Annotated in this window: 24 protein-coding genes; 11 read left to right on the top strand and 13 right to left on the bottom strand. The window is 66.6% G+C overall.

Annotated elements, in window-relative coordinates; translation table 11 throughout:
* Window positions 1-29 precede the first annotated feature (29 nt).
* Complete coding sequence (locus F3J15_RS25690) at window positions 30-602, bottom strand: DUF1415 domain-containing protein (protein ID WP_166894820.1); 573 nt, start codon at window positions 600-602, stop codon at window positions 30-32.
* 55 nt (window positions 603-657) lie between these two features.
* A complete protein-coding gene (locus tag F3J15_RS25685; protein WP_166894821.1) occupies window positions 658-1278 on the bottom strand; it encodes a TetR/AcrR family transcriptional regulator in 621 nt (206 codons plus the stop codon).
* Window positions 1279-1497: 219 nt separating this feature from the next.
* Between F3J15_RS25685 and F3J15_RS25680 the strand changes: the two genes are divergently transcribed.
* From F3J15_RS25680 to F3J15_RS25670, 3 genes are all read left to right on the top strand, one after another.
* A complete protein-coding gene (locus tag F3J15_RS25680; RefSeq protein ID WP_166894818.1) occupies window positions 1498-2781 on the top strand; it encodes an MFS transporter in 1284 nt (427 codons plus the stop codon).
* Window positions 2782-2945: 164 nt separating this feature from the next.
* On the top strand, window positions 2946-3551 hold the full coding sequence (locus F3J15_RS25675) for a nitroreductase family protein (RefSeq protein ID WP_166894816.1): 606 nt from the start codon (window positions 2946-2948) through the stop codon (window positions 3549-3551).
* A gap of 188 nt (window positions 3552-3739) precedes the next feature.
* A complete protein-coding gene (locus tag F3J15_RS25670; protein ID WP_166894814.1) occupies window positions 3740-4990 on the top strand; it encodes an Hsp70 family protein in 1251 nt (416 codons plus the stop codon).
* Window positions 4991-5089: 99 nt separating this feature from the next.
* On the opposite strand, the gene F3J15_RS25665 is transcribed toward F3J15_RS25670, so the two are convergent.
* Window positions 5090-5293 carry a cold-shock protein gene (locus tag F3J15_RS25665; RefSeq protein ID WP_006477070.1) on the bottom strand — a complete coding sequence of 68 codons (204 nt, stop codon included), beginning with the start codon at window positions 5291-5293 and terminating at the stop codon, window positions 5090-5092.
* A gap of 420 nt (window positions 5294-5713) precedes the next feature.
* Here F3J15_RS25665 and F3J15_RS25655 point away from each other — a divergent pair, with 420 nt between their 5' ends.
* Window positions 5714-7312 carry an APC family permease gene (locus F3J15_RS25655; RefSeq protein WP_069247015.1) on the top strand — a complete coding sequence of 533 codons (1599 nt, stop codon included), beginning with the start codon at window positions 5714-5716 and terminating at the stop codon, window positions 7310-7312.
* Window positions 7313-7424: 112 nt separating this feature from the next.
* Here F3J15_RS25655 and F3J15_RS25650 read toward each other — a convergent pair whose 3' ends face one another.
* The 7 genes from F3J15_RS25650 to F3J15_RS25620 all read right to left on the bottom strand — a co-directional run bounded on the left by F3J15_RS25650 (window position 7425) and on the right by F3J15_RS25620 (window position 13520).
* Window positions 7425-8216, bottom strand: a complete 792-nt coding sequence (locus tag F3J15_RS25650) for a class III extradiol ring-cleavage dioxygenase (RefSeq protein WP_166894812.1) — start codon at window positions 8214-8216, stop codon at window positions 7425-7427.
* A gap of 210 nt (window positions 8217-8426) precedes the next feature.
* A complete protein-coding gene (locus F3J15_RS25645; RefSeq protein ID WP_166894810.1) occupies window positions 8427-9023 on the bottom strand; it encodes a UbiX family flavin prenyltransferase in 597 nt (198 codons plus the stop codon).
* Between the two features lie 16 nt (window positions 9024-9039).
* Window positions 9040-9351 carry a Grx4 family monothiol glutaredoxin gene (gene grxD, locus F3J15_RS25640; RefSeq protein WP_011350791.1) on the bottom strand — a complete coding sequence of 104 codons (312 nt, stop codon included), beginning with the start codon at window positions 9349-9351 and terminating at the stop codon, window positions 9040-9042.
* Between the two features lie 67 nt (window positions 9352-9418).
* On the bottom strand, window positions 9419-10261 hold the full coding sequence (gene prmC / locus F3J15_RS25635) for a peptide chain release factor N(5)-glutamine methyltransferase (RefSeq protein WP_166894809.1): 843 nt from the start codon (window positions 10259-10261) through the stop codon (window positions 9419-9421).
* A 7-nt stretch (window positions 10262-10268) separates the two neighbouring features.
* Window positions 10269-11351, bottom strand: coding sequence for a peptide chain release factor 1 (gene prfA, locus F3J15_RS25630; protein WP_039352121.1), 1083 nt, complete (start codon window positions 11349-11351; stop codon window positions 10269-10271).
* 82 nt (window positions 11352-11433) lie between these two features.
* On the bottom strand, window positions 11434-12732 hold the full coding sequence (gene hemA / locus F3J15_RS25625; protein ID WP_069247018.1) for a glutamyl-tRNA reductase: 1299 nt from the start codon (window positions 12730-12732) through the stop codon (window positions 11434-11436).
* A 26-nt stretch (window positions 12733-12758) separates the two neighbouring features.
* Window positions 12759-13520, bottom strand: a complete 762-nt coding sequence (locus F3J15_RS25620) for a response regulator transcription factor (protein ID WP_166894806.1) — start codon at window positions 13518-13520, stop codon at window positions 12759-12761.
* Between the two features lie 171 nt (window positions 13521-13691).
* On the opposite strand from F3J15_RS25620, the gene F3J15_RS25615 reads away from it, so the two are divergent.
* Genes F3J15_RS25615 through F3J15_RS25600 form a run of 4 tightly spaced genes read left to right on the top strand, consistent with a single transcriptional unit; the run spans window position 13692 to window position 17006 of the window.
* Window positions 13692-13946: a hypothetical protein gene (locus F3J15_RS25615; protein ID WP_039352130.1), complete on the top strand. Its 255-nt coding sequence runs from the start codon at window positions 13692-13694 to the stop codon at window positions 13944-13946.
* Window positions 13947-13964: 18 nt separating this feature from the next.
* Window positions 13965-15779, top strand: a complete 1815-nt coding sequence (locus F3J15_RS25610; RefSeq protein WP_069249210.1) for an aminopeptidase P family protein — start codon at window positions 13965-13967, stop codon at window positions 15777-15779.
* Window positions 15780-15834: 55 nt separating this feature from the next.
* The gene (locus tag F3J15_RS25605; RefSeq protein WP_166894804.1) at window positions 15835-16386 is read left to right on the top strand and encodes a cysteine hydrolase family protein; all 552 of its coding nucleotides are present in this window, start codon (window positions 15835-15837) and stop codon (window positions 16384-16386) included.
* Window positions 16383-17006: an HAD-IA family hydrolase gene (locus tag F3J15_RS25600; protein ID WP_166894802.1), complete on the top strand. Its 624-nt coding sequence runs from the start codon at window positions 16383-16385 to the stop codon at window positions 17004-17006. Before F3J15_RS25605 ends, F3J15_RS25600 begins: the two co-directional genes overlap by 4 nt.
* A gap of 130 nt (window positions 17007-17136) precedes the next feature.
* On the opposite strand, the gene ettA is transcribed toward F3J15_RS25600, so the two are convergent.
* The 3 genes from ettA to gcvA all read right to left on the bottom strand — a co-directional run bounded on the left by ettA (window position 17137) and on the right by gcvA (window position 20315).
* A complete protein-coding gene (ettA, locus tag F3J15_RS25595; RefSeq protein ID WP_027783420.1) occupies window positions 17137-18804 on the bottom strand; it encodes an energy-dependent translational throttle protein EttA in 1668 nt (555 codons plus the stop codon).
* Between the two features lie 204 nt (window positions 18805-19008).
* The gene (locus tag F3J15_RS25590) at window positions 19009-19317 is read right to left on the bottom strand and encodes a DUF3761 domain-containing protein (RefSeq protein ID WP_069247022.1); all 309 of its coding nucleotides are present in this window, start codon (window positions 19315-19317) and stop codon (window positions 19009-19011) included.
* Between the two features lie 80 nt (window positions 19318-19397).
* Window positions 19398-20315, bottom strand: a complete 918-nt coding sequence (gcvA, locus tag F3J15_RS25585) for a transcriptional regulator GcvA (RefSeq protein ID WP_069247023.1) — start codon at window positions 20313-20315, stop codon at window positions 19398-19400.
* Window positions 20316-20508: 193 nt separating this feature from the next.
* Between gcvA and F3J15_RS25580 the strand changes: the two genes are divergently transcribed.
* The 3 genes from F3J15_RS25580 (at window position 20509) to gabP (ending at window position 24049) form a co-directional block, all read left to right on the top strand.
* On the top strand, window positions 20509-21813 hold the full coding sequence (locus F3J15_RS25580) for an MFS transporter (protein WP_166894800.1): 1305 nt from the start codon (window positions 20509-20511) through the stop codon (window positions 21811-21813).
* A gap of 81 nt (window positions 21814-21894) precedes the next feature.
* The gene (locus tag F3J15_RS25575; RefSeq protein WP_166894799.1) at window positions 21895-22239 is read left to right on the top strand and encodes an MmcQ/YjbR family DNA-binding protein; all 345 of its coding nucleotides are present in this window, start codon (window positions 21895-21897) and stop codon (window positions 22237-22239) included.
* Window positions 22240-22657: 418 nt separating this feature from the next.
* A complete protein-coding gene (gene gabP / locus F3J15_RS25570; protein ID WP_166894798.1) occupies window positions 22658-24049 on the top strand; it encodes a GABA permease in 1392 nt (463 codons plus the stop codon).
* The last annotated feature ends 126 nt before the right edge of the window (window positions 24050-24175 follow it).

The following is a 24175-nucleotide window of genomic DNA, read 5'->3' as shown; positions in this document are numbered from 1 at the left end:
CCGGTGCCCGGTGCCCGGTGCCCGTCGCGTCAGACGTCGTCGCCCGGCCGGCGCATCCACTCGCGCCAGCCGTCATGGCCGAGGCGCCGCAGCGTTTCCTGATTCCTTTCGTAGATCGCGGACGCGTCCGGGAACGCGTCGACCGCGCGCGCGATGCTGTCCTCGCGCAGCAGGTGCAGGATCGGATACGGCGCGCGGTTCGTGTAGTTCTCGATGTCGTCGGGCTCGCTGCCCTCGAACCGGTAGTCCGGATGGAAGCTCGCGATCTGCAGCACGCCGTCGAGCCGCAGTTGCCGCACCAGCCGGTCGGCAAAGAACAGCGCATCGTTGTAGTCGATGAAATCGGCGAACGCATGCGGGAAGATCAAGAGCGTCGTGTCGACCTGCTGCGGGTCCGCCGCGTCGAGCGCGCGCAGCTCCGTTTCGAGTTCGGCGAGCGCGTCTTCCAGCGACGTCGCTTCGCTGATCGCGTAGCGCACCTGTTCCTTCACATAAACGCTTTTCGCGAACGGGCACAGATTGAGCCCGATCACCGCGCGCGCGAGCCAGTGCCGCGTGGCGGCGAGGATGTCGTCGTGCGATTCGGAGCGGGTGTCGGTCATCGTGAAACCAGTCGGGCGAAAGGGCGGCGAGGGCCGCATTGTAGCGGGCGCGCCGTCACGCGCAGGCGGCCTCGATCAACTGCGTGACGAGCGCGGGCGCGACGCCGATCGGCGTTTCGCCGTGCCGGTAGGTCTGGCTTGCCGCGTAGATGCCTTCGATCACCAGCGCGAGCGAGTCGGCGAGCGCCTGCGGCTGCCGCGCGCCGGCGTCTTCGCACAGTGCGACGAGCCGCTTCATCAGCTGTTCCTTGTTCTGCGCGACGCGCTCGCGCGCCGGGTGCGACGCATCCGGGAATTCGGCCGCGACGTTGACGAACGGGCAGCCGCGGTAATCCTTCTGCGTCGCGCGCTCGGCGAGATCGACGAAATACTGGATCAGTTGCGCTTTCGGCTGGCCCGGGTGCTTCGCGATGCTCGTGTTGAAGCGGTCGAAGAAACATGCATCCATCCGCTCCAGGTACGCGAGGATCAGCTCGTCCTTCGACGAGAACTGCCGATACAGGCTCATCTTGTTGACGCCCGCCCGCTCCACGACCGCCTCGACGCCCACCGTCCGGACGCCTTCCTTGTAAAACAGCTCCTCGGCGGCGCGCAGCAGGTGCTCCTGCGCGGTGGCGCCGTCGATCGGCCGGCGCGTGCGGCGCGGCAGCGGTTTGGCGATCTCGATGCCCGACATGATGACCCTCGACTGCATATTGGATTGCTTGACATGTTACCGATTGGTCACTACGATCGCAACACACTTGTGACCGGTCGGTAACAATGCTGGTCGGATCAACAGACAAATGCCAAGCGTCGGCCCGGGTCAGCCGATGCAGCGTGCGGCGGAGGTGGCCTGGCAGGGCGAGCGGCGCGGGTGCGGAGGCACCGGAGCCGCCAACTGGAGAACGCGAAGATGAACTGGGCGGTGACACGAATCAGCGGGCGCTTCCACTACGGATGGCTCGCGGCGGCGGTGGTATTCCTGATCCTGCTGGCGGCGGCCGGCACGCGCGCGACGCCGAGCGTGCTGATTGTGCCGCTCGAACGCGAGCTCGGCTGGAGCCGCGCGGCGATTTCGCTGGCGATCTCGGTGAATATCGCGCTGTACGGACTGACGGGCCCGTTCGCGGCTGCCGCGATGCAGCGCTTCGGGCTGCGTCCGACCATTCTCACCGCGCTCGTGACGATGAGCGCGGGCGTCGCGCTGTCGTCGATGATGACGCAGAGCTGGCAGATGGTGGTGATCTGGGGCCTGATGGTCGGCTGCTCGACGGGCGTGGTCGCGCTGACGCTGTCCGCGACCTTCGTCACGCGCTGGTTCCATGCGCGGCGCGGCCTCGTGATGGGGATCCTGACCGCGAGCACGGCCACCGGCCAGCTCGTATTCCTGCCGATGCTCGCGGCGATCGCGCAGCGCCATGGCTGGCGGCCGGTCGTGCTGGTCGTCGCGGTCGCGGCCGCGATCGTGATTCCGCTGGTCGCATTCCTGTTGCCCGAACGGCCGGCCGACGTGCAGTTGCGCCCGTACGGCGAGCCGGCCGATGCGCCGCCCGCGCCCGAGGCGTCGAAGGAGAACCCGCTCGCGGTCGCGTTCCGTACGTTGCTGACGGCGAGCCGTTCGCGCGATTTCTGGCTGCTGTTCTTCAGCTTCTTCATCTGCGGCGCGAGCACCAACGGCTACGTCGGCACGCACCTGATCGCGATGTGCAGCGACTACGGGATGACGGAAGTGCAGGGCGCGTCGCTGCTCGCGGCGATGGGCGTGTTCGACCTGTTCGGCACGACGCTGTCGGGCTGGCTGTCCGACCGTTACGACAACCGCGTGCTGCTGTTCTGGTACTACGGGCTGCGCGGGCTGTCGCTGATCTACCTGCCGCACGCGTTCGGGATCGATTTCTTCGGGCTGCCGCTGTTCGCGATGTTCTACGGGCTCGACTGGATCGCGACCGTGCCGCCGACCGTGCGCCTCGCGACCGACGTGTTCGGCAAGGCCGCGGCGCCCGTCGTGTTCGGCTGGATCGTCGCCGGCCACCAGCTCGGCGCGGCGTTCGCGGCGCTCGGCGCGGGGCTGCTGCGCGCGAGCCTCGGCACCTATACGATCGCGTCGATGATCTCGGGCGGGCTGTGCATCATCGGCGCGCTGATCGTGCTGCGGATCAACCGCGGCCCGTCCCGCGCGGCCGCGCAGGCGGCCTGAGCGCGGCCATTCGATCGCCCGGCCGGCCGCGCGGCGGATGGCCGGGCAATGCACGCACGGCGATTTGCTTAGCGCGGGAGGATCCGGCGCGCATCGGCTCAAGCGGGTATGCTTGCGGTTCGCGAGGCGTTCGCGCCCCTTCATCGATGTCAGCGAGGAACCGCATGTCCGTCAAACCTGCTCCCACCACTGTTTCGATTCACGACCTGATCGCGGGCCGCTGGAGCCCGCGCGCGTATTCGGATGAAGCCATCAGCGCCGGCGATCTGCACGCGGTGCTCGAAGCCGCCCGCTGGGCGCCGTCTGCCTACAACGCGCAGCCGTGGCGCTTCATCGTTTTCGACCGCAAGCAGGACGAAGACGCATTCAAACGCGCGTTCGCGACGCTGGTGCCGTTCAACCAGGGCTGGAATGCGCCGGCGCCCGTGCTGATCGCGGTGACCGCGCACACGCTCACGCCGAAGGGTGAACCGGCTCCCACCGCGCTGTACGACGCGGGCGCCGCCGCGATGTCGCTGGTGCTGCAGGCGCACGCGCTGGGCCTGGCTGCCCACCAGATGAGCGGCTTCGACGCGAAGGCGTTCCGCGATGCGTTCGCGATTCCGGCCGACGTCGCGATTCCGTCGATCATCTCGCTCGGTCACTACGGCAACGTCGACAAGCTCGATCCGGTGCTGCGCGATCGCGAGAAGGCGCCGCGCACGCGCCATGCGATCGGCGAGGTCGTCTATGCGGGCGCGTGGAAGAAGGGTTTCGACGCGGCAGCCTGACCTGCCTGGCGGACGGGCTGCATCGCGCATCCCGCCCGCATGTTTCCCCCGGCGCGCCAGGCCGCGCGCCGTCAGGCCGAAGCCCGTTGCGCGGCACCGGTGGCCGGCCCCGGTTGTGATCCCGCGGGCTTCATGTTAAAAAGCCCGTCCTTTCCGTTTTCGCGCCGGCCCTGCTGCGGCAACTTCCCATGACTTACTGCGCGATCGATTTCGGCACGTCCAATTCCGCCGTGGCGCTGCCCGACGGCGACGGCATGCGCCTCGCGCCCGTCGAGGGCGACCACCTGACGCTGCCCACCGCGATCTTCTTCAACAACGACGAAGAGACGGTCGAATACGGCCGTGCGGCGCTGGCTTCCTATATCGACGGTTTCGACGGCCGGCTGATGCGCTCGATGAAGAGCATCCTCGGCTCGCCGCTCGCGGAAACGACGACCGATCTCGGCGACGGCAGCGCGATCGCGTACACCGAAATCATCGCGCGCTTCCTGACGCACCTGAGGCGCAAGGCCGAAGCCCGCGCGGGCGCGCCGATCGGCCGTGCGGTGCTCGGCCGGCCGGTATTCTTCGTCGACGACGATCCGCGCGCCGACCGCCTCGCCCAGGACCAGCTCGAGGCCGCCGCGCGATCGGTCGGCTTCACGGACGTGCAATTCCAGTACGAACCGATCGCGGCCGCGTTCGACTACGAGTCGCGCCAGCAGGCGGAGCGCCTTGTGCTCGTCGCCGACATCGGCGGCGGCACGTCCGACTTCTCGCTGGTGCGCGTCGGGCCTGAACGGATGGCGCGGCTCGAGCGCAAGGACGACGTGCTGGCCCACCACGGCGTGCACGTCGCGGGCACCGATTACGACCGGCGCGTCGAGCTGGCGGCGATCCTGCCCGCATTCGGCTACCGTTCGCTCGACCCCGAAGGTCGCGAGCTGCCGAACAAGATCTACTTCGATCTCGCCACCTGGCACCTGATCAACACGGTCTACACGCCGAAGCGGCTCGGCGAGCTGAAGCTGATGAAGCACCTGTACCGAGAGGTGCAGCAGTACGACCGGCTCACGAGCGTGGTCGAGCAGCGGCTCGGGCATGCGCTGATGGCGCGTGCGGAAGAAGCGAAGATCGGTGTCGCGGCGGGCGGGGAGACGATGATCGACCTGAACGACGTGGAAGAGGATCTGCAGATCGCGTTCGATGCCGACCGGCTCGTCGACGCGAGCCGCGACGACACCGCACGCATCGTCGACGCCGCGCGCGAGACGGTGCGGCTGGCGGGCGTGGCGCCGCGCGATGTCGGCGCCCTGTATTTCACCGGCGGCTCGACGGGGCTCGCGTTCCTGTCGGGCGCGCTGGCGGGAGCGTTCCCTGATGCGCAACCGGTGTTCGGCGACCGCCTCGCGAGTGTCGCGATAGGTCTGGGCATTCACGCGCAGCGATTGTTCGGTTGAATGCGGGCGGCTGAAAGGCCGCCATGCCGGTCGACCGGCGCCGAAAAGCAAAAAGCCCCGCCGAAGCGGGGCTTTTTTTCACGAATTATCGCGCCAAGCTTAGACCGGACGGATGTTCGCAGCTTGCAGACCCTTCGGGCCCGTCTTCACTTCGAATTCAACCTTCTGGTTTTCTTGCAGCGTCTTGAAGCCTTCGACGCGGATTTCCGAGAAGTGCGCGAACAGATCGTCGCCGCCGCCTTCCGGGGTGATGAAGCCGAAGCCCTTTGCGTCATTGAACCACTTGACGGTACCGGTTGCCATGTTACTTGTTCCTAAAAAAATAAAACGGGGCCGAGGCCCATGGGGTGCGGAAAATCAAGGAAGGGGTAATAGGACCAACCGGAGTACCGTTGATGGGCGAACTACGAAAGAACCAATTCACTCGCCGCTTGAAATCCTGCGAAGTCCTTTATACGGCTTATCAATCGCGTGGTCAACCGTATTTCCATGGACTCAGGGTTATTGCGTATATCAGGTTTACAAAGCTTGCAAACGATGCGAATTTTTTGTAGGGGCCGAACGATTTTGGCGCCACGTTTGAGGTGCAACCGTTAAACTACGCGCCGCGTGGACGGGTTGCCCCGATCGGGTGACGCGTCCCCCCAAAATTGCGTGCGCGGTGCTGTCCGAGCCGATCCCGGACCGCGGGCCGACCATGCTTTTTGAGACACAGGAGAGGATGTGAAGAGTTCTATTCAACGGAACATCGGCCCGTTTGCATTGATGCTGACAGGGTTGGGTTCGATTATCGGCTCGGGCTGGCTGTTCGGCGCCTGGAAGGCCGCGAAGATTGCCGGTCCGGCGGCGATCTGCGCATGGATCATCGGCGCTGTGGTGATTCTCGCAATTGCACTGACTTACGCGGAATTGGGCGCGATGTTCCCCGAGTCGGGCGGCATGGTGCGCTACGCGCGCTACTCGCACGGTTCGCTGGTCGGTTTCATCAGTGCGTGGGCGAACTGGATCGCGATCGTATCCGTGATCCCGATCGAGGCCGAAGCGTCGATCCAGTACATGAGCACGTGGCCGTATCCGTGGGCGCACGCACTGTTCGTGAACGGTGAATTACAGACGCTCGGCCTGCTGTTGTCGGCCGTGCTGGTCGTCATCTACTTCATGCTGAACTACTGGGGCGTCAAGGCCTTCGCGCGGGCGAACACCGCGATCACGATCTTCAAGTTCCTGATCCCCGGCCTCACGATCCTCGGCCTGATGCTGACGAGCTTCCACTCGGAGAACCTCGGCACTGCATCCAATGCCAGCTTCGCGCCGTACGGCTGGTCGGCTGTGCTGACCGCGGTCGCGACGAGCGGCATCGTGTTCGCGTTCAACGGCTTCCAGAGCCCGGTGAACCTGGCTGGTGAAGCGCGCAACCCGTCGCGCAGCGTGCCGTTCGCGGTGATCACGTCGATCCTGCTCGCACTCGTGATCTACGTGCTGCTGCAAATGGCGTATATCGGCTCGGTGAATCCGGCCGACGTCGCGAAGGGCTGGGCGCACTTCAACTTCTCGTCGCCGTTCGCGGAACTCGCGATCGCGCTGAACCTGAACTGGCTCGCGATCCTGCTGTATGTCGACGCGTTCATCAGCCCGAGCGGCACCGGTACGACCTACATGGCGACGACCACCCGCATGATCTACGCGATGGAGCGCAACAATACGATGCCGAAGATGTTCGGCAACGTGCACCCGATCTACGGCGTGCCGCGCCAGGCGATGTGGTTCAACCTGCTGGTCTCGTTCATCTTCCTGTTCTTCTTCCGCGGCTGGAGCTCGCTCGCGGCAGTGATCTCGGTGGCGACGGTGATTTCGTACCTGACCGGCCCGATCAGCCTGATGGCGCTGCGCCGTTCGGCGACCGACATCGAGCGTCCGCTGTCGATTCCGCTGATGAAGCTGATCGCCCCGTTCGCATTCGTGTGCGCGTCGCTGATCCTGTACTGGGCGAAGTGGCCGCTGACGGGCGAGATCATCCTGCTGATGATCGTCGCGCTGCCGGTGTATTTCTACTTCCAGGCGAAGTCGGGCTGGACCGGCTGGGGCGCCGACCTGAAGGCCGCTTGGTGGCTGGTCGCGTACCTGCCGACGATGGCCGTGCTGTCGCTGATCGGCAGCAAGGAATTCGGCGGCCACGGCGTGCTGCCGTACGGCTGGGACATGGTGGTCGTCGCGGCGATCTCGCTGGTGTTCTACTTCTGGGGCGTGAATACCGGCTACCGGACCCAGTATCTCGACGAGCGTGAATCGCACGACGAGATCCTCGAAGGGGTCGGTGCCTGACGCGTGACCTGCCGCCGGATTCGGCGGCGGCAGCAAGCAGCGTAAAAAAACCCGCTCGAGCGATGCTCGGGCGGGTTTTTTGTTGGGCGGTCGGCGGCTGCCGCGCAACCGCTCAGGCGGTCGTGCCGGTGAACACGTAGTTCGTCATCGCAAGCACGCGCTGGTAGGTGCCGAGCGACTGGATGCCGAGCTGGTAGTCGTCGTCCGCTGCGCCGAGTGCCGTGAACACCGGCAGCAGATGCTCGTCGGTCGGATGCATCAGCGCCGCGTGCGGCGCCTGCCGGCGGTAGTCGAGCAGCGCGTCGAGGTCGCGCGCGGCCAGCTTCGCCTCGAACCAGTCGGTGAATTCCGCGACACGCGGATCTGCATCCTCCGGTGCCGCACCGAAATCGGCGGCGCGCAGGTTATGCGTGATCTGGCCCGAGCCGATCACCATCACGCCTTCGTCGCGCAGCGGTCGCAGCGCGCGGCCGAGCGCGAAGTGGTGGGCGGCATCCGCGCGCGGCTGGATCGACAGCTGCGCCACCGGCACGTCGGCTTCCGGGAACATCAGCAGCATCGGCACCCACGCGCCGTGGTCGAGGCCGTGCTCGGTCGTCGCGGTCTCGATGCCGGCCGCATTCAGCAGCCCGGCCGCGCGTTCGGCGACGTCGGGCGCGCCGGGCGCCGGGTAACGGATGTCGTACAGCGCCTGAGGAAAGCCGTAGAAATCGTGGATCGTTTCCGGATGCGCGGCAATGCTGGCGACGGGGCGCTGCGTGCCCCAGTGCGCGGACAGCATCAGCACCGCGCGCGGGCGCGGCAATTCGGCGGCGAGATGCGTGAATGCGCTGGACGGCAGCGTCGGGTCGATCGGCAGCGTCGGAGCGCCGTGGGACAGGTAGAGCGAAGGCAAGCGGTTCATGGTGGTGGCCTGCAAAGGGATTTGCCTGTGACTATAGGCGCGCACCGGGTATTGATAAATCAGCGATCGTGAATTTGATTGACGCTTGTTTGTTGATAATCGGGGCGGCGCTATGCGCATCACGGCAGCTGGATGCTGTATGCGTGAAATTGAATGAATTTCGGTGAAAATCGGCGCAGATGCGCGACGAATGGATCGTCGAATGTGTGCTTACTGCGCGTGCCGGATGCCGGCCCACGGTGTCGTCAGCGGTGCGCTGAGCGCGAACAGGTCGAGTACGCGCGTGACGGTCTGGTCGACGAGTTCCTCGATCGTCTTCGGCATCGCGTAGAACGCGGGCAGCGGCGGGAAGACGATGCCGCCCATTTCGGTGACGGCGGTCATGTTGCGCAGATGCGCGAGGTTGAACGGCGTTTCGCGCACCATCAGCACGAGGCGGCGGCGCTCCTTCAACGTGACGTCGGCTGCGCGCGTGATCAGGTTGTCGGACAGCCCGTGTGCGACGCTCGCGAGCGTCTTCATCGAGCAGGGTGCGATCACCATCCCGTCGGTCGCGAACGACCCCGATGCGATCGTCGCGCCGACGTCGCGCACCGAATGCACGACGTCCGCACGGCTTTCGACCTCCGCCTTGGACAGCTTCAGTTCGTGCTGGATGTTGAGCCAGCCGGCGTTCGAAATCAGCAGGTGCGTTTCGACGCCGCCGGCGGCGCGCAGCAGATCGAGCAGCCGTACGCCGTAGATCGCGCCGGTGGCGCCGGTGATCGCGACGATCAGCCGGCGTGGCGGCGCGCTGGGAGATGCCATCGAAAGGAGGGGCGTATTACGCGGCGGCGAACAGTTGCTGCAGTTCGCCCGACTGGTACATCTCCATCATGATGTCCGAGCCGCCGATGAATTCGCCCTTCACGTAGAGCTGCGGGATGGTCGGCCAGTTCGAGAATGCCTTGATGCCCTGGCGGATCTCGTCGTCTTCGAGGACGTTGACCGTCTTGAACTGGTCGACGCCGCAGGCCTTCAGCACCTGGATGGCGCGGCCCGAAAAGCCGCACATCGGGAATTGCGCGTTGCCCTTCATGAAGAGCACGACCTGGTTTTCGTCGACGATTTGCTTGATACGTTGTTGGGTGTCCATGACTGACCTTGCGTTTGCGGGGCGTTAGATCGAAATGATAGCGGATTTCAACCGGGCGGGCCGGGCATCAGCCCGGCAGGCGGCCGCCTGTCGTGCGTTCGATGGCGGCCAGATCGGCGAGCGATTCGACCGCGACGAAGCCGTGCGAGGCGAGCACCGCGCGCACGGCCTCGGCCTGGTCGTAGCCATGCTCGATCCAGAGCGTGCCGCCCGGTTTCAGATAAGAGCCGGCGCCCGCGACGATCGTGCGGATCGCGCTGAGGCCGTCGGCATCGTCGGTGAGCGCGCCGCGCGGCTCGAAACGCAGGTCGCCTTGCTCGAGGTGCGGATCGTGCTGCGCGATGTACGGTGGGTTGCTGACGATCGCGTCGAATGCGAGTGCCGGATCGAGCGCCGCATACCAGTCGCTCTCCAGCCAGTGCAGTGGCCCGCCGGGGCGGCGCGCGTCGAGCAGCTTGCCGGCGTTGCGTTGCGCCACTTCGAGTGCGGCCGGCGAACGGTCGAGCGCCCACACGCGCGCATCGGGACGTTCGGCGGCGATCGATACGGCGATTGCGCCGCTGCCCGTGCCGAGATCGAGCACGGCCGGATGCGGCAGCCCGTCGATCGCATCGAGTGCGGCTTCGACGAGCAGTTCGGTTTCGGGGCGCGGAATCAGCACGTCAGGCGTCACGTCGAACGGCCGGCCGAAGAATTCGCGTATCCCGACGAGCTGTGCGACGGGCTCGCCGGCCAGGCGGCGCGCCTCGAGCGCGCGGTAGCGTTCGACCGCGGCCATGTCGAGCGGCGCGTCGCCGCGGGTGATCAGTTGCGTGCGGGTCCAGCCGAGCGCGTGCGCGAGCAACACGCGCGCATCGACCGCGTCGAGCGGCGACGCGCGAAGCAGTTCGTCGGCGGTGGTGTCGGGCATCGCGGCCTCAGTCGGCATCGCCGAGCGACGCGAGCAGTTCGGCCTGGTGTTCGCTGACCAGCGCGCTGATCAGTTCGTCGAGGTCGCCGTCCATGAGCGCTTCGAGCCGGTACAGCGTCAGGTTGATCCGGTGATCGGTCATCCGGCCCTGCGGGAAGTTGTACGTGCGGATCCGCTCCGAACGGTCACCGGAGCCGATCAGGCTCTTGCGCGTCGCGGCTTCCTTCGCGTGCTGCTCGTGATACTGCTTGTCCTTGATGCGCGCGGCGAGCACCTTCAGTGCGCGATCCTTGTTCTTGTGTTGCGAACGGTCGTCCTGGCACTCCACGACGATCCCGGTCGGGATGTGCGTGACGCGCACCGCCGAATCGGTCTTGTTGATGTGCTGGCCGCCCGCGCCGGACGCGCGGAACGTGTCGATCCGCAGGTCGGCCGGATTGATCTCGACCTCGCCGATTTCGTCGGCTTCCGGCATCACCGCGACCGTGCACGCGGACGTGTGGATGCGCCCCTGCGTTTCGGTGGCCGGCACGCGCTGCACGCGATGGCCGCCCGATTCGAACTTCAGGCGCGAATACGCGCCCTGGCCCGCGATCCGCACGATCACTTCCTTGTAGCCGCCGAGATCCGACGCGCTTTCCGACATCATTTCGACCTGCCAGCGCTGGCGTTCCGCGAAGCGCAGGTACATGCGCAGCAGGTCGCCCGCGAACAGCGCCGATTCGTCGCCGCCCGTGCCCGCACGGATTTCGAGGAAGATGTTGCGGTCGTCGTTCGGATCCTTCGGCAGCAGCATCTTCTGCAGCTCGGTCTCGAGACGGGCCATGCTCTCGCGTGCGCTGCGGATTTCGTCTTCCGCGAAGTCGCGCATCGACAGATCGCCGAGCAGTTCCTGTGCAGCCGTCTCGTCGCTGCGCGACTGGCGCCACAGCGCGTACTGTTCGACCACCGGGCCGAGTTCCGCATGTTCACGCGTGAGCTTGCGGTACTGGTCGAGGTCGGCCGTGACGTTTTCGCGGCTCAGCAGGTCGTTCAGTTCGGCCAGCCGTGTGGACAGCTGGTCGAGCTTGCGTTGCATGCTCGTCTTCATGGTGTGGAGCGGCGCTCCCGGGCAAGGGGTATTCGGAAAGGATAGGTCGGCGCGCGGCCGGCGGCAGGGCGATCGGCCGGCGCTAGTGGCCGGACTGGTCGTTCGAGCGCGGTGCGTGCTGGTAGAAGCCGCGCATCAGGTCGATCAGCGAATCGCGATCGGCGCCGTTCACGCGGTTGAGCGCGCTCGTCGGGCCGTGGATCAGCTTGTTGGTCAGCGCCTGCGACAGCGCTTCGAGCACGGCGGCCGGATCGTCGCCGCGCGCGAGCAGCTTCTGCGCCTTGTCGACTTCGGCCCGGCGCAGTGCGTCGGCCTGCGTATGCATGTGACGGATCACAGGCACGACGCTGCGCGTGTCGAGCCATTGCATGAAATTCTGCACGCGCGTTTCGATGATCGTTTCGGCCTGCGCGACTGCAGCCTGACGCGATGCATTGCCTTCTCGCACGATCGCGCCGAGATCGTCGACGGTGTAGAGGAACACGTCCTTCAACTTGCCAACTTCGGGCTCGATGTCGCGCGGCACCGCGAGGTCGACCATGAAGATCGGCCGGTGGCGGCGTGCCTTCACCGCGCGCTCGACTGCGCCGAGGCCGATGATCGGCAGCGTCGACGCCGTGCACGACACGATGATGTCGAATTCGTGCATGCGGGTCGGCAGATCCGCGAGCGGCATCGCACGGCCGTTGAAGCGCTCGGCGAGCCGCTGGCCGCGTTCGGCCGTACGGTTCGCGACGACGAGTTCGCGCGGGCCTTGCGCGGCGAAGTGCGTCGCACACAGTTCGATCATCTCGCCGGCGCCGATGAACAGCACGCGCTGATCCGACACCTTTTCGAAGATCCGTTGCGCGAGGCGCACCGCGGCGGCGGCCATCGACACCGACTGCGTGCCGATTTCGGTCGTGCCGCGCACTTCCTTCGCTACCGCGAAGGTGCGCTGGAACAGCTGGTTCAGATAGGTGCCGAGTGCGCCGGCTTCCGTCGCGGTGCGGACGGCGTCCTTCATCTGGCCCAGAATCTGGGTTTCGCCCAGCACCATCGAATCGAGGCCGGATGCGACGCGGAATGCGTGCCGGACCGCTTCCGACTGCGGCAGCGCATAGACGTGCGGCGCGAGTTCGTCGACCGGGATCCGGTGATACTCCGACAGCCAGCGGATCGCGCCTTCGCGTGCCGCACGATCGTCGGTCGCGCAATACAGTTCGGTGCGATTGCAGGTGGAGAGGATCGCCGCTTCGGGCGTATTGGGCGCCTGGGGGCCGAGAAACAGGTTCTTGAACGTGACGAGAGCCGGCTTGATCTGCTCGAGCGGAAACGCCACGCGTTCGCGCAGGGCGACAGGCGCAGTGTGGTGATTGATTCCGATCGTGAGGAGTTGCATATCGAGGGCTATCGTTTAGCCCCATATTATAGCGTTTCAGCGATTTCCTCACTCGCCGCATACCGGGCATCAGCGTGCCGGGGCCGGGAATTTGGGGGTTCGATCGGCACGCGGTCGAGCTGATAGCCGTAGCCGTAAAGCGGCAGCAGCCGGTAGCCGCGCTCCGGAAGCAGCTGCAGTTTGCTGCGCAGCCGGGACGCGTGGGTATCGAGCGTGCGCGACTTCATGTCGCGGCGGCGCGCCCACACCGTTTCGAGGATATGGGCGCGCGACACCGGCCGCGACAGGTTCGTGAACAGCAGCTGCGCGAACCGGAACTCCTTCGGCGTGAGTGAAACGATTGCGTCGCCGAAGCGAACGAGGCAGTGCGTGGCGTCGAAAGCGTATTCGCCATACATTTCGCGCGAGCGGGTGGGTGCCCGGCGCACGCCGGCGCGCCGGCTCAGCGCGTTGACGCGCGCGAGCATCTCGGGCCCGCTCACGGGGCGCACGAGGCAATCGTCGGCGCCCGCATGCAGGCACGACACGATTTCGCTTTCGCGCGGCAACTGCATCACGGCGATGGCCGGCAGCCCGGGCAGGATGGTCTGCGCGCGCGGAATGACTTCCTCGGCCGGCTGGTCGCCGGCCCAATGGCCGGTGATCAGCATGTCGCAGGTGTCGGTGGCGAGCCACTCGAAGAACGCCGCACTGGACGGAAACGCGTGGCACACGTGACCGCCTGCGAAGAGCAGGCGGTTCAGGAGCGCGGCATGGCGCGCTTCCGGATCGATCAGAGCGATTCGCATGAGAATTTCTTCAATACGGCAGCCGGCGCGCGCTTGCCATAACGTCGAGTCGGCCCCTACACTCGAATGTTGGCGGCACCCGGCTGGTCTCGGGTTCGATGGATGAATCGATGCTAGCCGCTGGCAACGTTCACGCCTATGGGACGAATCTGAATTTATAGAAGGCGTCGAATGAACTGGTTTGGAATCCTTGTCCTGGGAGCGGCCGTCGGGCTGTTCGGCCGATGGCTGCATCCGATGCGGCGCACGGGCCGGCCGGCGTGGTGGATCGCCGTGCTCGCCGGCATCGTCGGCGCGGGTGCGGCCCGCATGGCCGGCAATCTCTCGGGACTGTTTTACGATGGCGAGACGCTCGAATGGCCGGTCTGCACCGGTGTCGCGTTCCTCGTCGTAGCCGTGACGGTTACGCTGTCGGCCCGTCGCTGAATGTTCTCAGGTGAAATCATGAATGCCCGTCTTCCCGAAGTCTCGCCGGTGCCGGCCCGCCTCGCGCTGCTGCGTGGCGCCATGGCCCGCGAGGACCTGGCCGCCTATCTCGTGCCGTCCGCCGATCCCCATCTGTCAGAGTACCTGCCGGAGCGCTGGCAGGCCCGTCGCTGGCTGTCCGGCTTCACGGGCTCGGTCGGCACGCTGGTCGTGACCGCGGATTTCGCGGGGTTGTGGGTCGACAGCCGCTACTGGGTGCAGGCCGATGCCGAACTGGCCGGCACGGGCGTGCAACTGATGAAGATGACGGGCGGCCAGCAGAGCGCGCCGCACGTCGACTGGCTCGCGCAGAACGTGGCGGCAGGGGCGACGGTCGGCGTCGACGGCGCCGTGCTCGGCGTCGCGGCCGCACGCGGGCTGACGGGGGCGCTGAATGCACGCGGCATCGCGCTGCGCACCGATCTCGACCTGCTCGACGCGATCTGGCCCGAGCGGCCGGGCCTCCCCGGCGACAAGGTGTTCGAGCACGCGGCGCCGCAGGCCGACACGACGCGCGCGAGCAAGCTGGCGGAAGTGCGCCGCGCGATGCGCGCGCAGGGTGCGCAATGGCATTTCGTCTCGACGCTCGACGACCTCGCATGGCTGTTCAACCTGCGCGGCGCCGACGTCAACTTCAATCCCGTATTCGTTGCGCACGCAATGATCGGCGCCGATCGCGCGACGCTGTTCGTCGCCGACGGCAAGGTGTCGCCGGCGCTGGCCGCGTCGCTCGCGAAGGATGGCGTCGACGTTCGCGCCTACGACGCCGCGCGCGCCGCGCTCGCGTCGCTGCCTGACGGCGCGACGCTGCTGATCGACCCGCGCCGCGTGACGTTCGGCACGCTCGAGGCCGTGCCGGCCGGCGTGAAGCTCGTCGAGGCCGTGAATCCGTCGACGTTCGCGAAGTCGCGCAAGACGTCGGCCGAGATCGAGCACGTGCGCGTGACGATGGAACACGACGGCGCCGCGCTCGCGGAATTCTTCACGTGGTTCGAGCAGGCGGTGAACCGCGAGACGATCACCGAGCTGACGATCGAGGAAAAGCTCACGGCCGCCCGCGCCCGGCGCCCCGGCTACGTGTCGGCGAGCTTCGCGACGATTGCGGGCTTCAATGCGAACGGCGCGATGCCGCACTACCACGCGACGCCGGCGTCGCACGCGACGATCGCCGGCGACGGCCTGCTGCTGATCGATTCGGGCGGCCAGTACGTGACGGGCACGACCGACATCACGCGCGTCGTGCCGGTCGGCACCGTCAGCGACCTGCAGCGGCGCGACTTCACGATCGTGCTGAAGTCGATGATGGCGCTGTCGCGAGCACGCTTCCCGCGCGGCATCCGCTCGCCGATGCTCGACGCGATCGCGCGCGCACCGATGTGGGCGGCCGGGCTCGACTACGGCCACGGCACGGGGCATGGTGTCGGCTACTTCCTGAACGTGCACGAAGGCCCGCAGGTGATCTCGCACTACGCGCCGGCCGAGCCGCACACGGCGATGGAAGAGGGCATGATCACGTCGATCGAGCCGGGCGTTTACCGTCCCGGCCAGTGGGGCATCCGGATCGAGAACCTGGTCGTGAACCGCGCGGCCGGGCAGACGGAATTCGGCGATTTCCTCGCATTCGAGACGCTGACGCTGTGCCCGATCGACACGCGTTGCGTGCTGATCGAGATGCTGCACGACGACGAGCGCGCATGGCTGAACACGTATCACGCGACCGTGCGCGAGCGTGTCGGCCGGCACCTGAGCGGCGATGCCAAGGCATGGCTCGACATGCGCACGCAGCCGATCTGACACAACACGCGATAACGGCCGGACAACGGCCGAACGACACAACCGAGGGCAGGCAATGGCGGACACCGCAGTGATCGTGGTCGACATGCAGCGCGGGCTGGTGGAGCGGGCGCAGCCCGCTTACCGGCTCGACGACGTGGTATCGGGCATCAACCGGCTGACGGCGGCGGCGCGCGCGGCGAACGCGCCCGTGTGCTTCGTGCAGCACGATGGCGATGCGGACGACGACATCGTGCCCGGCACGCCGGGCTGGGAGCTGCATGCGGGGCTGGTCGTCGGGAACGACGACTGGCGCGTGCGCAAGCAGGTGAGCGATTCGTTTCACGACACGCCGCTCGCGGCGCAGCTCGACCGCCACGGCATCCGTTCGGTGCTGATCTGCGGCTATGCGACCGAGTTCTGCGTCGATTCGGCCGCGCGCCGTGCGGCGCTGCTCGGCTATCGGACGACGGTCGTGTCCGACCTGCACACGACGAACGAGCGCACGCACCTGTCGGCCGCGCAGATCGTCGCGCACCATCACTTCGTATGGCAAAACAATTCGCTGTCGGGCAACCCGGTGACGCCGCGTCCGCTCGCGGACGTTCTTTCGACGGAGTTCGCATGACGATCAAGGCCGTGGTGTTCGATTTTGGCGGCGTGCTGATCGACTGGAGCCCCGAGTATCTTTACCGGGAGTTGATTCCCGACGACACGGAGCGTCGCTGGTTTCTCACGCACGTTTGCGCGATGGACTGGGTGGTCCGCCAGGACGGCGGGCAGACGATCGAGGAAGGCACGGCCGAGCTCGTCGCGAAGTTCCCGGAGCACGAGACACTGATCCGCGCGTTCTACGCGCGCTGGCACGAGATGATCGGCGGTGTGCTCGACGAAGGCGCCGCACTTGTCGACCGGCTCGACGCGCAGGGGATGCCGCTGTTCGGGCTGACGAACTGGTCCGCGCAGACGTTTCCGTATGCGTGGGACAACTTCCCGGTGCTGCGGCGTTTCAAGGAGATCGTCGTGTCGGGGCGTGTGAAGCTCGTGAAGCCCGATCCGGCGATCTATCGCGAGATGCATGCTCGGATCGAGCCGCACCTGCCGGGCATCGTACCGCACGAACTCGTGTTCATCGACGACAACGCGAAGAACGCCGCGGCCGCGACGGCGCTCGGCTGGCACGGCATTCATCACACGAGCGCGGCGGCCACCGAAGCACGCCTGCGTGAACTGGGCGCGCTGGTGTAAGCGGCGGGGACGCAACGCGGGATAAAAAAAGCGGGCCGTGAGCCCGCTTCTTCGTTGTGCCGTTCCGGAAGCGGCCCGCTTCGGCACCGGCCCCGCGTGATCGCGGTGCCGGGCACCCGGGCCGAGCCGGTCAGCGGCTGATCGGCTTGTAGCGCAGGCGCTTCGGCTTCGCGGCTTCCTCGCCGAGGCGCGCGCGCTTGTCGGCTTCGTACTCCTGGTAGTTGCCGTCGAAGAACGTGACCTGCGAATCGCCTTCGAACGCGAGGATGTGCGTCGCGATCCGGTCGAGGAACCAGCGATCGTGCGAGATCACCATCACCGAGCCCGCGAATTCGAGCAGTGCGTCTTCCAGCGCGCGCAGCGTTTCGACGTCGAGGTCGTTCGACGGTTCGTCCAGCAGCAGCACGTTGCCGCCCGAGATCAGCGTCTTCGCGAGGTGCAGACGGCCGCGTTCACCGCCGGACAGGTTGCCGACGATCTTCTGCTGGTCGCCGCCCTTGAAGTTGAAGCGGCCGATATACGCACGCGACGGCGTTTCGTACTTGCCCACCGTCAGCACGTCGGCGCCGCCCGAGATTTCCTCGAACACCGTCTTCGACCCGTCGAGCGCATCGCGGCTCTGGTCGACGTACGCGAGCTTCACCGTCGGGCCCATCACGACTTCGCCCGAATCCGGCTGTTCCTTGCCGGTCAGCATCTTGAACAGCGTCGACTTGCCGGCGCCGTTCGGGCCGATGATGCCGACGATCGCGCCAGCCGGGATCTTGAAGCTCAGATTGTCGATCAGCAGGCGGTCGCCGAACGACTTGCTGACGTTCTTGAACTCGATCACTTCATTGCCGAGGCGTTCGCCGGCCGGAATGAAGATTTCCTGCGTTTCGTTGCGCTTCTGGTATTCCTGGCTGCTCAGCTCCTCGAAGCGCGCGATACGCGCCTTCGACTTCGCCTGGCGGCCCTTCGGGTTCTGGCGCACCCACTCCAGTTCCTTCTTGATCGCCTTCTGGCGCGCCGATTCCGACGCTTCTTCCTGCTTCAGGCGCTCTTCCTTCTGGTCGAGCCAGCTGCTGTAGTTGCCCTTCCACGGAATGCCGTGGCCACGGTCGAGTTCGAGAATCCACTCGGCTGCGTTGTCGAGGAAGTAGCGATCGTGGGTGACCGCGACGACGGTGCCCGGGAAGCGCACCAGGAACTGCTCGAGCCAGTCGACCGATTCCGCGTCGAGGTGGTTGGTCGGTTCGTCGAGCAGCAGCATGTCGGGTTTTTCGAGCAGCAGCTTGCACAGCGCGACGCGGCGCTTTTCACCGCCCGACAGGTGTTCGATCTTGGCGTCCCACGCCGGCAGGCGCAGCGCGTCGGCGGCCACTTCGAGCTGCTGCTCGGGGCTGCCGCCGTCGCTCGACGCGAGGATCGCCTCGTACTTCGCCTGCTCGGCTGCAAGCGCGTCGAAGTCGGCGTCCGGCTCCGCGTACGCCGCGTAGATTTCCTCGAGTTTCTTGTTGGCCTGGAACAGGTCGCCGAGGCCTTCCTCGACGGCTTCGCGCACCGTCTTCGTCGGGTCGAGCTGCGGTTCCTGCGGCAGGTAGCCGATGTTCAGGTTCGGCATCGGCGTGGCTTCGCCTTCGATGTCCTTGTCGACGCCCGCCATGATGCGGATCAGCGTCGACTTGCCCGAGCCGTTCAGGCCGAGCACGCCGATCTTCGCGCCGGGAAAGAACGACAGCGAGATGTCCTTCAGGATCTGGCGCTTGGGCGGCACGATCTTGCCGACCCGGTTCATCGTGAAAACGTATTGGGCCATTTGGGTGTGAAATTCAGAAGTGGTTGAGACTGCCGCGCAGCGCGCGGGCGTGGCGGCGTCGGGTGATTCGGTACGGAGCGTGCCGCGCAGGGCGCGGCGGCGTCGCCGCGTGTCGGCGACGCGAGCGGCTATTGTACTTCGCCGCCGAGTGTCGCTGACAGCGGCGGGTGGCTGCAGCGGTCCGGATTGGCCATTCGGTCGAGGCTACAGCCACGCGGCGACGCCGCCGTGCCCCGAGCACGTGCCGCGCCGGTGACGGCTGAAGCTGTACGTGCCGTCGCGGCAGCGCGCGCTCGCGCCGTCGGGCACGCGGCCCGATTTCGAATGCGCGGGGGCGTGCACGGTTTCGCCGTCGCGATTGCGATACGTGTCGTGTCGGTCGAGATCGGCTTCGTTGCCGTAGCCGGTCGGCGCGCGGTAGGCATACGCGGAAGGCGTTAACGCGGCACATGCAATGACGAGTGCGGCGGACAGCGTCGCGATGCGTGTCGCGCGGCGGAGCAGGGCAGGCATGGTCTCTCTCGGTCTGTTGTTATCGGTTTCGGGCCGCATGTTAGCCGATCGGCAGAAGAAGCGCGCCGTGAGGGAGGGCGCTACGCCGCGCCGGACATCGATGCCGCGCCGTCGGCCAGTGCGGCGTCGAGGATCCATCGGCGAAAGGCGGCAACCTTTGGCCGTTCCGCGTGATGCGGCGGATAGACGAGGTAGTACGCGAAATCGTCGAGCCACGCGACATCGGCGAGCTGCACGAGCCGGCCGCTTGCCAGCTCGCCGCGCACCATCGCGGCCGGCAGCAGCCCGGCGCCCTGGCCGGCGACGATCGCCTGCAGCAACAGGCCCGAGTCGTCGAACGCGGGGCCGCGCGGCGGCCCGAAATCGTCGATCCGCTGCGCGCCGAACCAGATATGCCAGCCCTTGCGCTCGGCGTCGTGCAACTGAGGCCAGCCGACGAGTTCGGCCGGCGTCGCCGGCATGCCGAGCCGCGCGACGAGTTCGGGCGACGCGAGCGCGACGATCTCCACCGTCAGCAGGCGCTCGCTGCACAGCCCGATGTATCGCCCGAGGCCATGACGGATCGCGACATCGACGCCGTCGCGCGAGAAATCCGCCAGTGCGTGGCTCGTGACGACCTGCAGGTCGACGTCCGGGCACGCCTCGCGGAATTGCGCGAGGCGCGGGACGAGCCACGCGGATGCGAAAAATGGCGTGACGCTCACCGTCAGCACGCCGCTGTCGGCGGCGCCCGACACACGCTGCGACGCATCGGCGATCTGCCGGAACGCGTTGCGCACCGGCGGCAGGTAGTCGCGGCCGGCGGCCGTGAGCAGGATGCCGCGGTTGACGCGCTCGAACAGCTGTACGCCGAGATGCGTCTCGAGCGTGCGGATCATCTGGCTTACCGCGCCGGGCGTGACCGACAGCTCCTCGGCAGCCGCCTTCACCGACAGGTGGCGGGCGGCCGCTTCGAATGCGCGCAGCGGGTTGAGAGGCGGCAAGCGAGAACGATTCATTCAGTTTTTCTAAATCGAAAGTCCGACGAAATATCGTTTGAGACGATGCATGTGCACGAGTACCGTTGACGTAACGGATCGCATGCTTCGCGACTGCCTGTCGGCGGCCGATGCGATCAACATAGTTCAACTATATCCATGAGGCAATCCGGACGCCGCCCGGCGGCCGGTGGAACCTGAGAGGAGCATCGTCATGAACCGCCCGGGCGCATCGCGCCTTTTCTACGGCTGGTACGTGGTTGCGGCCGCGTTCGCCGTTACGTTCGTCGGTTTCGGCAGCGCCTATACGTTCAGCGCGTTCGTCGAGTCGCTGCAGCGGGATTTCGCCGCATCGCGCGGGCAGATCTCGCTCGTATTTTCGCTCGCCGGCTTCCTGTATTTCGGCTTCGGAATCGTCAGCGGGCCGCTGGCCGACCGCTTCGGCTCGCGGCGGCTGGCCGTCGCCGGGATGCTGCTGACGGGCATCGGGCTCGCGGCTGCCGGCGTCGCGCATACGCTGTTGCAGGTTTATGTCGCGTACGGGCTCGGTGTCGGGCTCGGCGTCGGCTGCGCGTACGTGCCGGCCGTCGGTGCCGTGCAGCGCTGGTTCGTGCGCCGGCGCGGCTTCGCGTCGGGGCTCGCGGTCGCCGGGATCGGCGTCGGTACGCTGGTGATGCCACCGCTCGCGTCCGCGCTGATCGCGCATGTCGGCTGGCGCGGCGCGTATATCACGCTGGCCGTGATCGCGGTCGTGATCGGCGCGGGGATGGCGTTGCTGATCGAGAACGATCCGCGCGGGCGAGGGCTGCTGCCGGATGGGGAGGCGGCGCATGAGCCCGTCGAGGGCGGTGGCGCGAACGCTTCCGTGCGCGATGCGGGGGCGTCGGTGTCCGGTGCAGCCGCGAGTCGCAAGCCGGCTGCCGGCGCGACGGTGCGCGAAGCCGTCACGTCGCGCTCGTTCGCGAGCCTCTACGCGGCATGCCTCATCTGCTCGTTCGGCGTGTTCGTCCCGTTCGTTCATCTCGTGCCGTACGCGCTCGACCATGGCGTCTCGTCATCGACGGCCGTGCTGCTGCTCGGCGCGATCGGCGTCGGCAGTACGGCCGGCCGTTTCTTCCTCGGCGGCCTCGCCGACCGCTTCGGCCGCCGCACATCGCTGCTCGCGATGTTCGCGGGCATGGCCGTCGCGCTCGTCGCGTGGGCCGGCGCCGGCACCGTCGCGACGCTTGCAGCGTTCGCACTCGTGTTCGGCGTGTTCTATGGCGGCTGGGTCGCGGTGCTGCCGGCAGTCGTGATGGACTACTTCGGCGGCCGCAACGTGAGCGGGATCATCGGCGTGCTTTATACGAGCGTCGCATTCGGCACGCTGATCGGGCCGACCGCGGCCGGCTTCATCTACGACGCGGGCGGCGGCTATCTCGTGCCGATCCTGGCCAGTGCCGCCGCGAATGCGATCGCGTTCGCAATCGTCGCGACGACAGGGCGTGCGTCGACGGCCGCACGTGCGGTGCGCGGATAGGCGCGCTTCGGCCGACGCACCATCGCGAATTCCGGTAGGGTGGCCGGATCGTGAACCGAAGGCAGGCAGCCGGGAGGCACCGTGACATTCGATGAAGTCCGGCAGATCGCGCTGGCGTGGCGCGGTGTCGAGGAAGGCACGTCATACGGCACGCCCGCACTCAAGGTGAAGGGCAAGATGCTCGCGCGGCTGCGCGAGGACGGCGACACGCTCGTCGTGAAAGGTGTCGGCCCCGACGAGCGCGCGTGGCTGATCGAATCGGAACCTGACGTGTATTACGTGACGGACCACTGCGTCGGCTGGCCGATCGTGCTGGTGCGGCTGTCGGCGGCCCATCCGGACGCCGTGAAAAACCTGCTTCTGCGAGAATGGCAGGCCGTCGTCCCCGCCAAATGGCGCGACGAGATGGCGAACGGCACGCGCTGACGCTACGCCGGTTGCGACTGGCTGACCCGATGTCGCTGGGTGCTTTCGGCGCGCTCGCGAGTCGCCACGAACGGTACAAGCGTTGCATCGATCGATGTCGATGCAACAAGTGGTTCCATCGAAATTCTTCAATTGGTTCTTAGTGAAGAACCGTTTGATGCTTACACTCCTTCGCTTCGAAGGCAGCTGACGAAAGCCGACGGAAAGGGCGCATGCGATGCGCCGGCGCCCTGCGCGCCGCATCGCACCCGCAGCTTCGCAGACTGCGTCGCGCACCGTTCCGGAACGGCCCCCGATCCGGCTGCGCGCCTGCCACCCATGCAGGCGCCGCATCCGGGCCGGCTCAAGAACCACAATCCCCCGTGCTGCCTTCACGCGATACCCGGCCATACCGGAACCGTTTTTTGGAGAGAGACAGATGAGTGGAAGCAACACAGGCCTCGGTACTGGCCTGAAGCAGCGGCACGTGACAATGATGTCGATTGCCGGCGTGATCGGCGCGGGCCTGTTCGTCGGCTCCGGCCACGCCATCGCGGAAGCCGGCCCGGCGTCGATCCTCGCGTATGCGATCGCGGGGGTGCTGGTCGTGCTCGTGATGCGCATGCTCGGCGAGATGGCAGTCGCCCATCCGGACAGCGGGTCGTTCTCCACCTATGCCGATCGCGCGATCGGCCACTGGGCCGGTTTCTCGATCGGCTGGCTGTACTGGTGGTTCTGGGTACTGGTGATTCCGATCGAGGCGACCGCCGCCGCGACCATTCTCAATGCATGGTTCCCCGGCGTTGCAACCTGGATCTTCGCGCTCGGCATCACGCTGGTGCTGACGGTCACCAATCTCTTCTCGGTCAAGAACTACGGTGAATTCGAATTCTGGTTCGCGCTGATCAAGGTCGTCGCGATCGTCGTGTTCCTGTGCATCGGCGGTGCGGCGATCGTGGGCATCATCCCGGCGCCGGCCGTATCGGGCGTGTCGAACCTGTTCGTGCATGACGGCTTCATGCCGCACGGCGCCGGCGCGGTGCTCGCGGCGATGCTGACGACGATGTTCTCGTTCCTCGGCACCGAGATCGTGACGATCGCGGCCGCCGAATCGGACAACCCGCAACGCCAGATCGTGCGCGCGACGAATTCGGTGATCTGGCGTATCACCTTGTTCTATCTCGGCTCGATTCTCGTCGTCGCGGCCATCGTGCCGTGGAACGACCCGCTGCTGCCGAAGCACGGCTCGTATCAGCGCGCGATGGAGCTGATCGGCATCCCGAACGCGAAGGCGATCATCGACGTGATCGTGCTCGTGTCGGTCGCGAGCTGCCTGAATTCGGCGCTGTACACCGCGTCGCGGATGCTGTTCTCGCTGTCCAAGCGCAAGGATGCGCCCGCGTTCCTGCACCGCACCGATGCGACCGGCACGCCGCGCGCGGCCGTGCTCGCGTCGACCGCGTTCGGTTTCGTGACCGTGATCGCGAACTACCTGATGCCGGAACAGGTGTTCGGCTTCCTGCTGGCGACGTCAGGCGCGATCGCGCTGCTCGTGTATCTCGTGATCGCGATCTCGCAGCTGCGGATGCGCAAGACGCTCGAATCGACCGGCGCGGACCTGACGCTGCGGATGTGGTTGTTCCCGTGGCTCACGTGGGCGGTGATCCTGTTCATCTGCGGCACGCTGACCGTGATGCTCGTGAGCGAGGATCACCGGATGGAAGTGGGTGCGACGGCCGTGCTGGCGCTGATCGTGCTGCTGGCGTCGTGGCTGAACAAGCGTGGTCGCGATGCACAGGCGAGTGAAGGGCGGCGCGTGTCGGCGACGTGATGGCGTGAAGTGATGGCGGGCGGAAAGCCCGCGTCACGAAAAATGGCCCGATCGGCGTTTGCCGGTCGGGCCATTTGTTTTTCGTGCCGCAGCACGCGTTGCGCGATGCCATGCATATCGCATGGC

This window comes from Burkholderia sp. Ap-955, assembly GCF_011753045.1.
GTDB lineage: Bacteria > Pseudomonadota > Gammaproteobacteria > Burkholderiales > Burkholderiaceae > Burkholderia > Burkholderia lata_D.
This window is presented reverse-complemented; position numbering and strand designations above follow the sequence as displayed.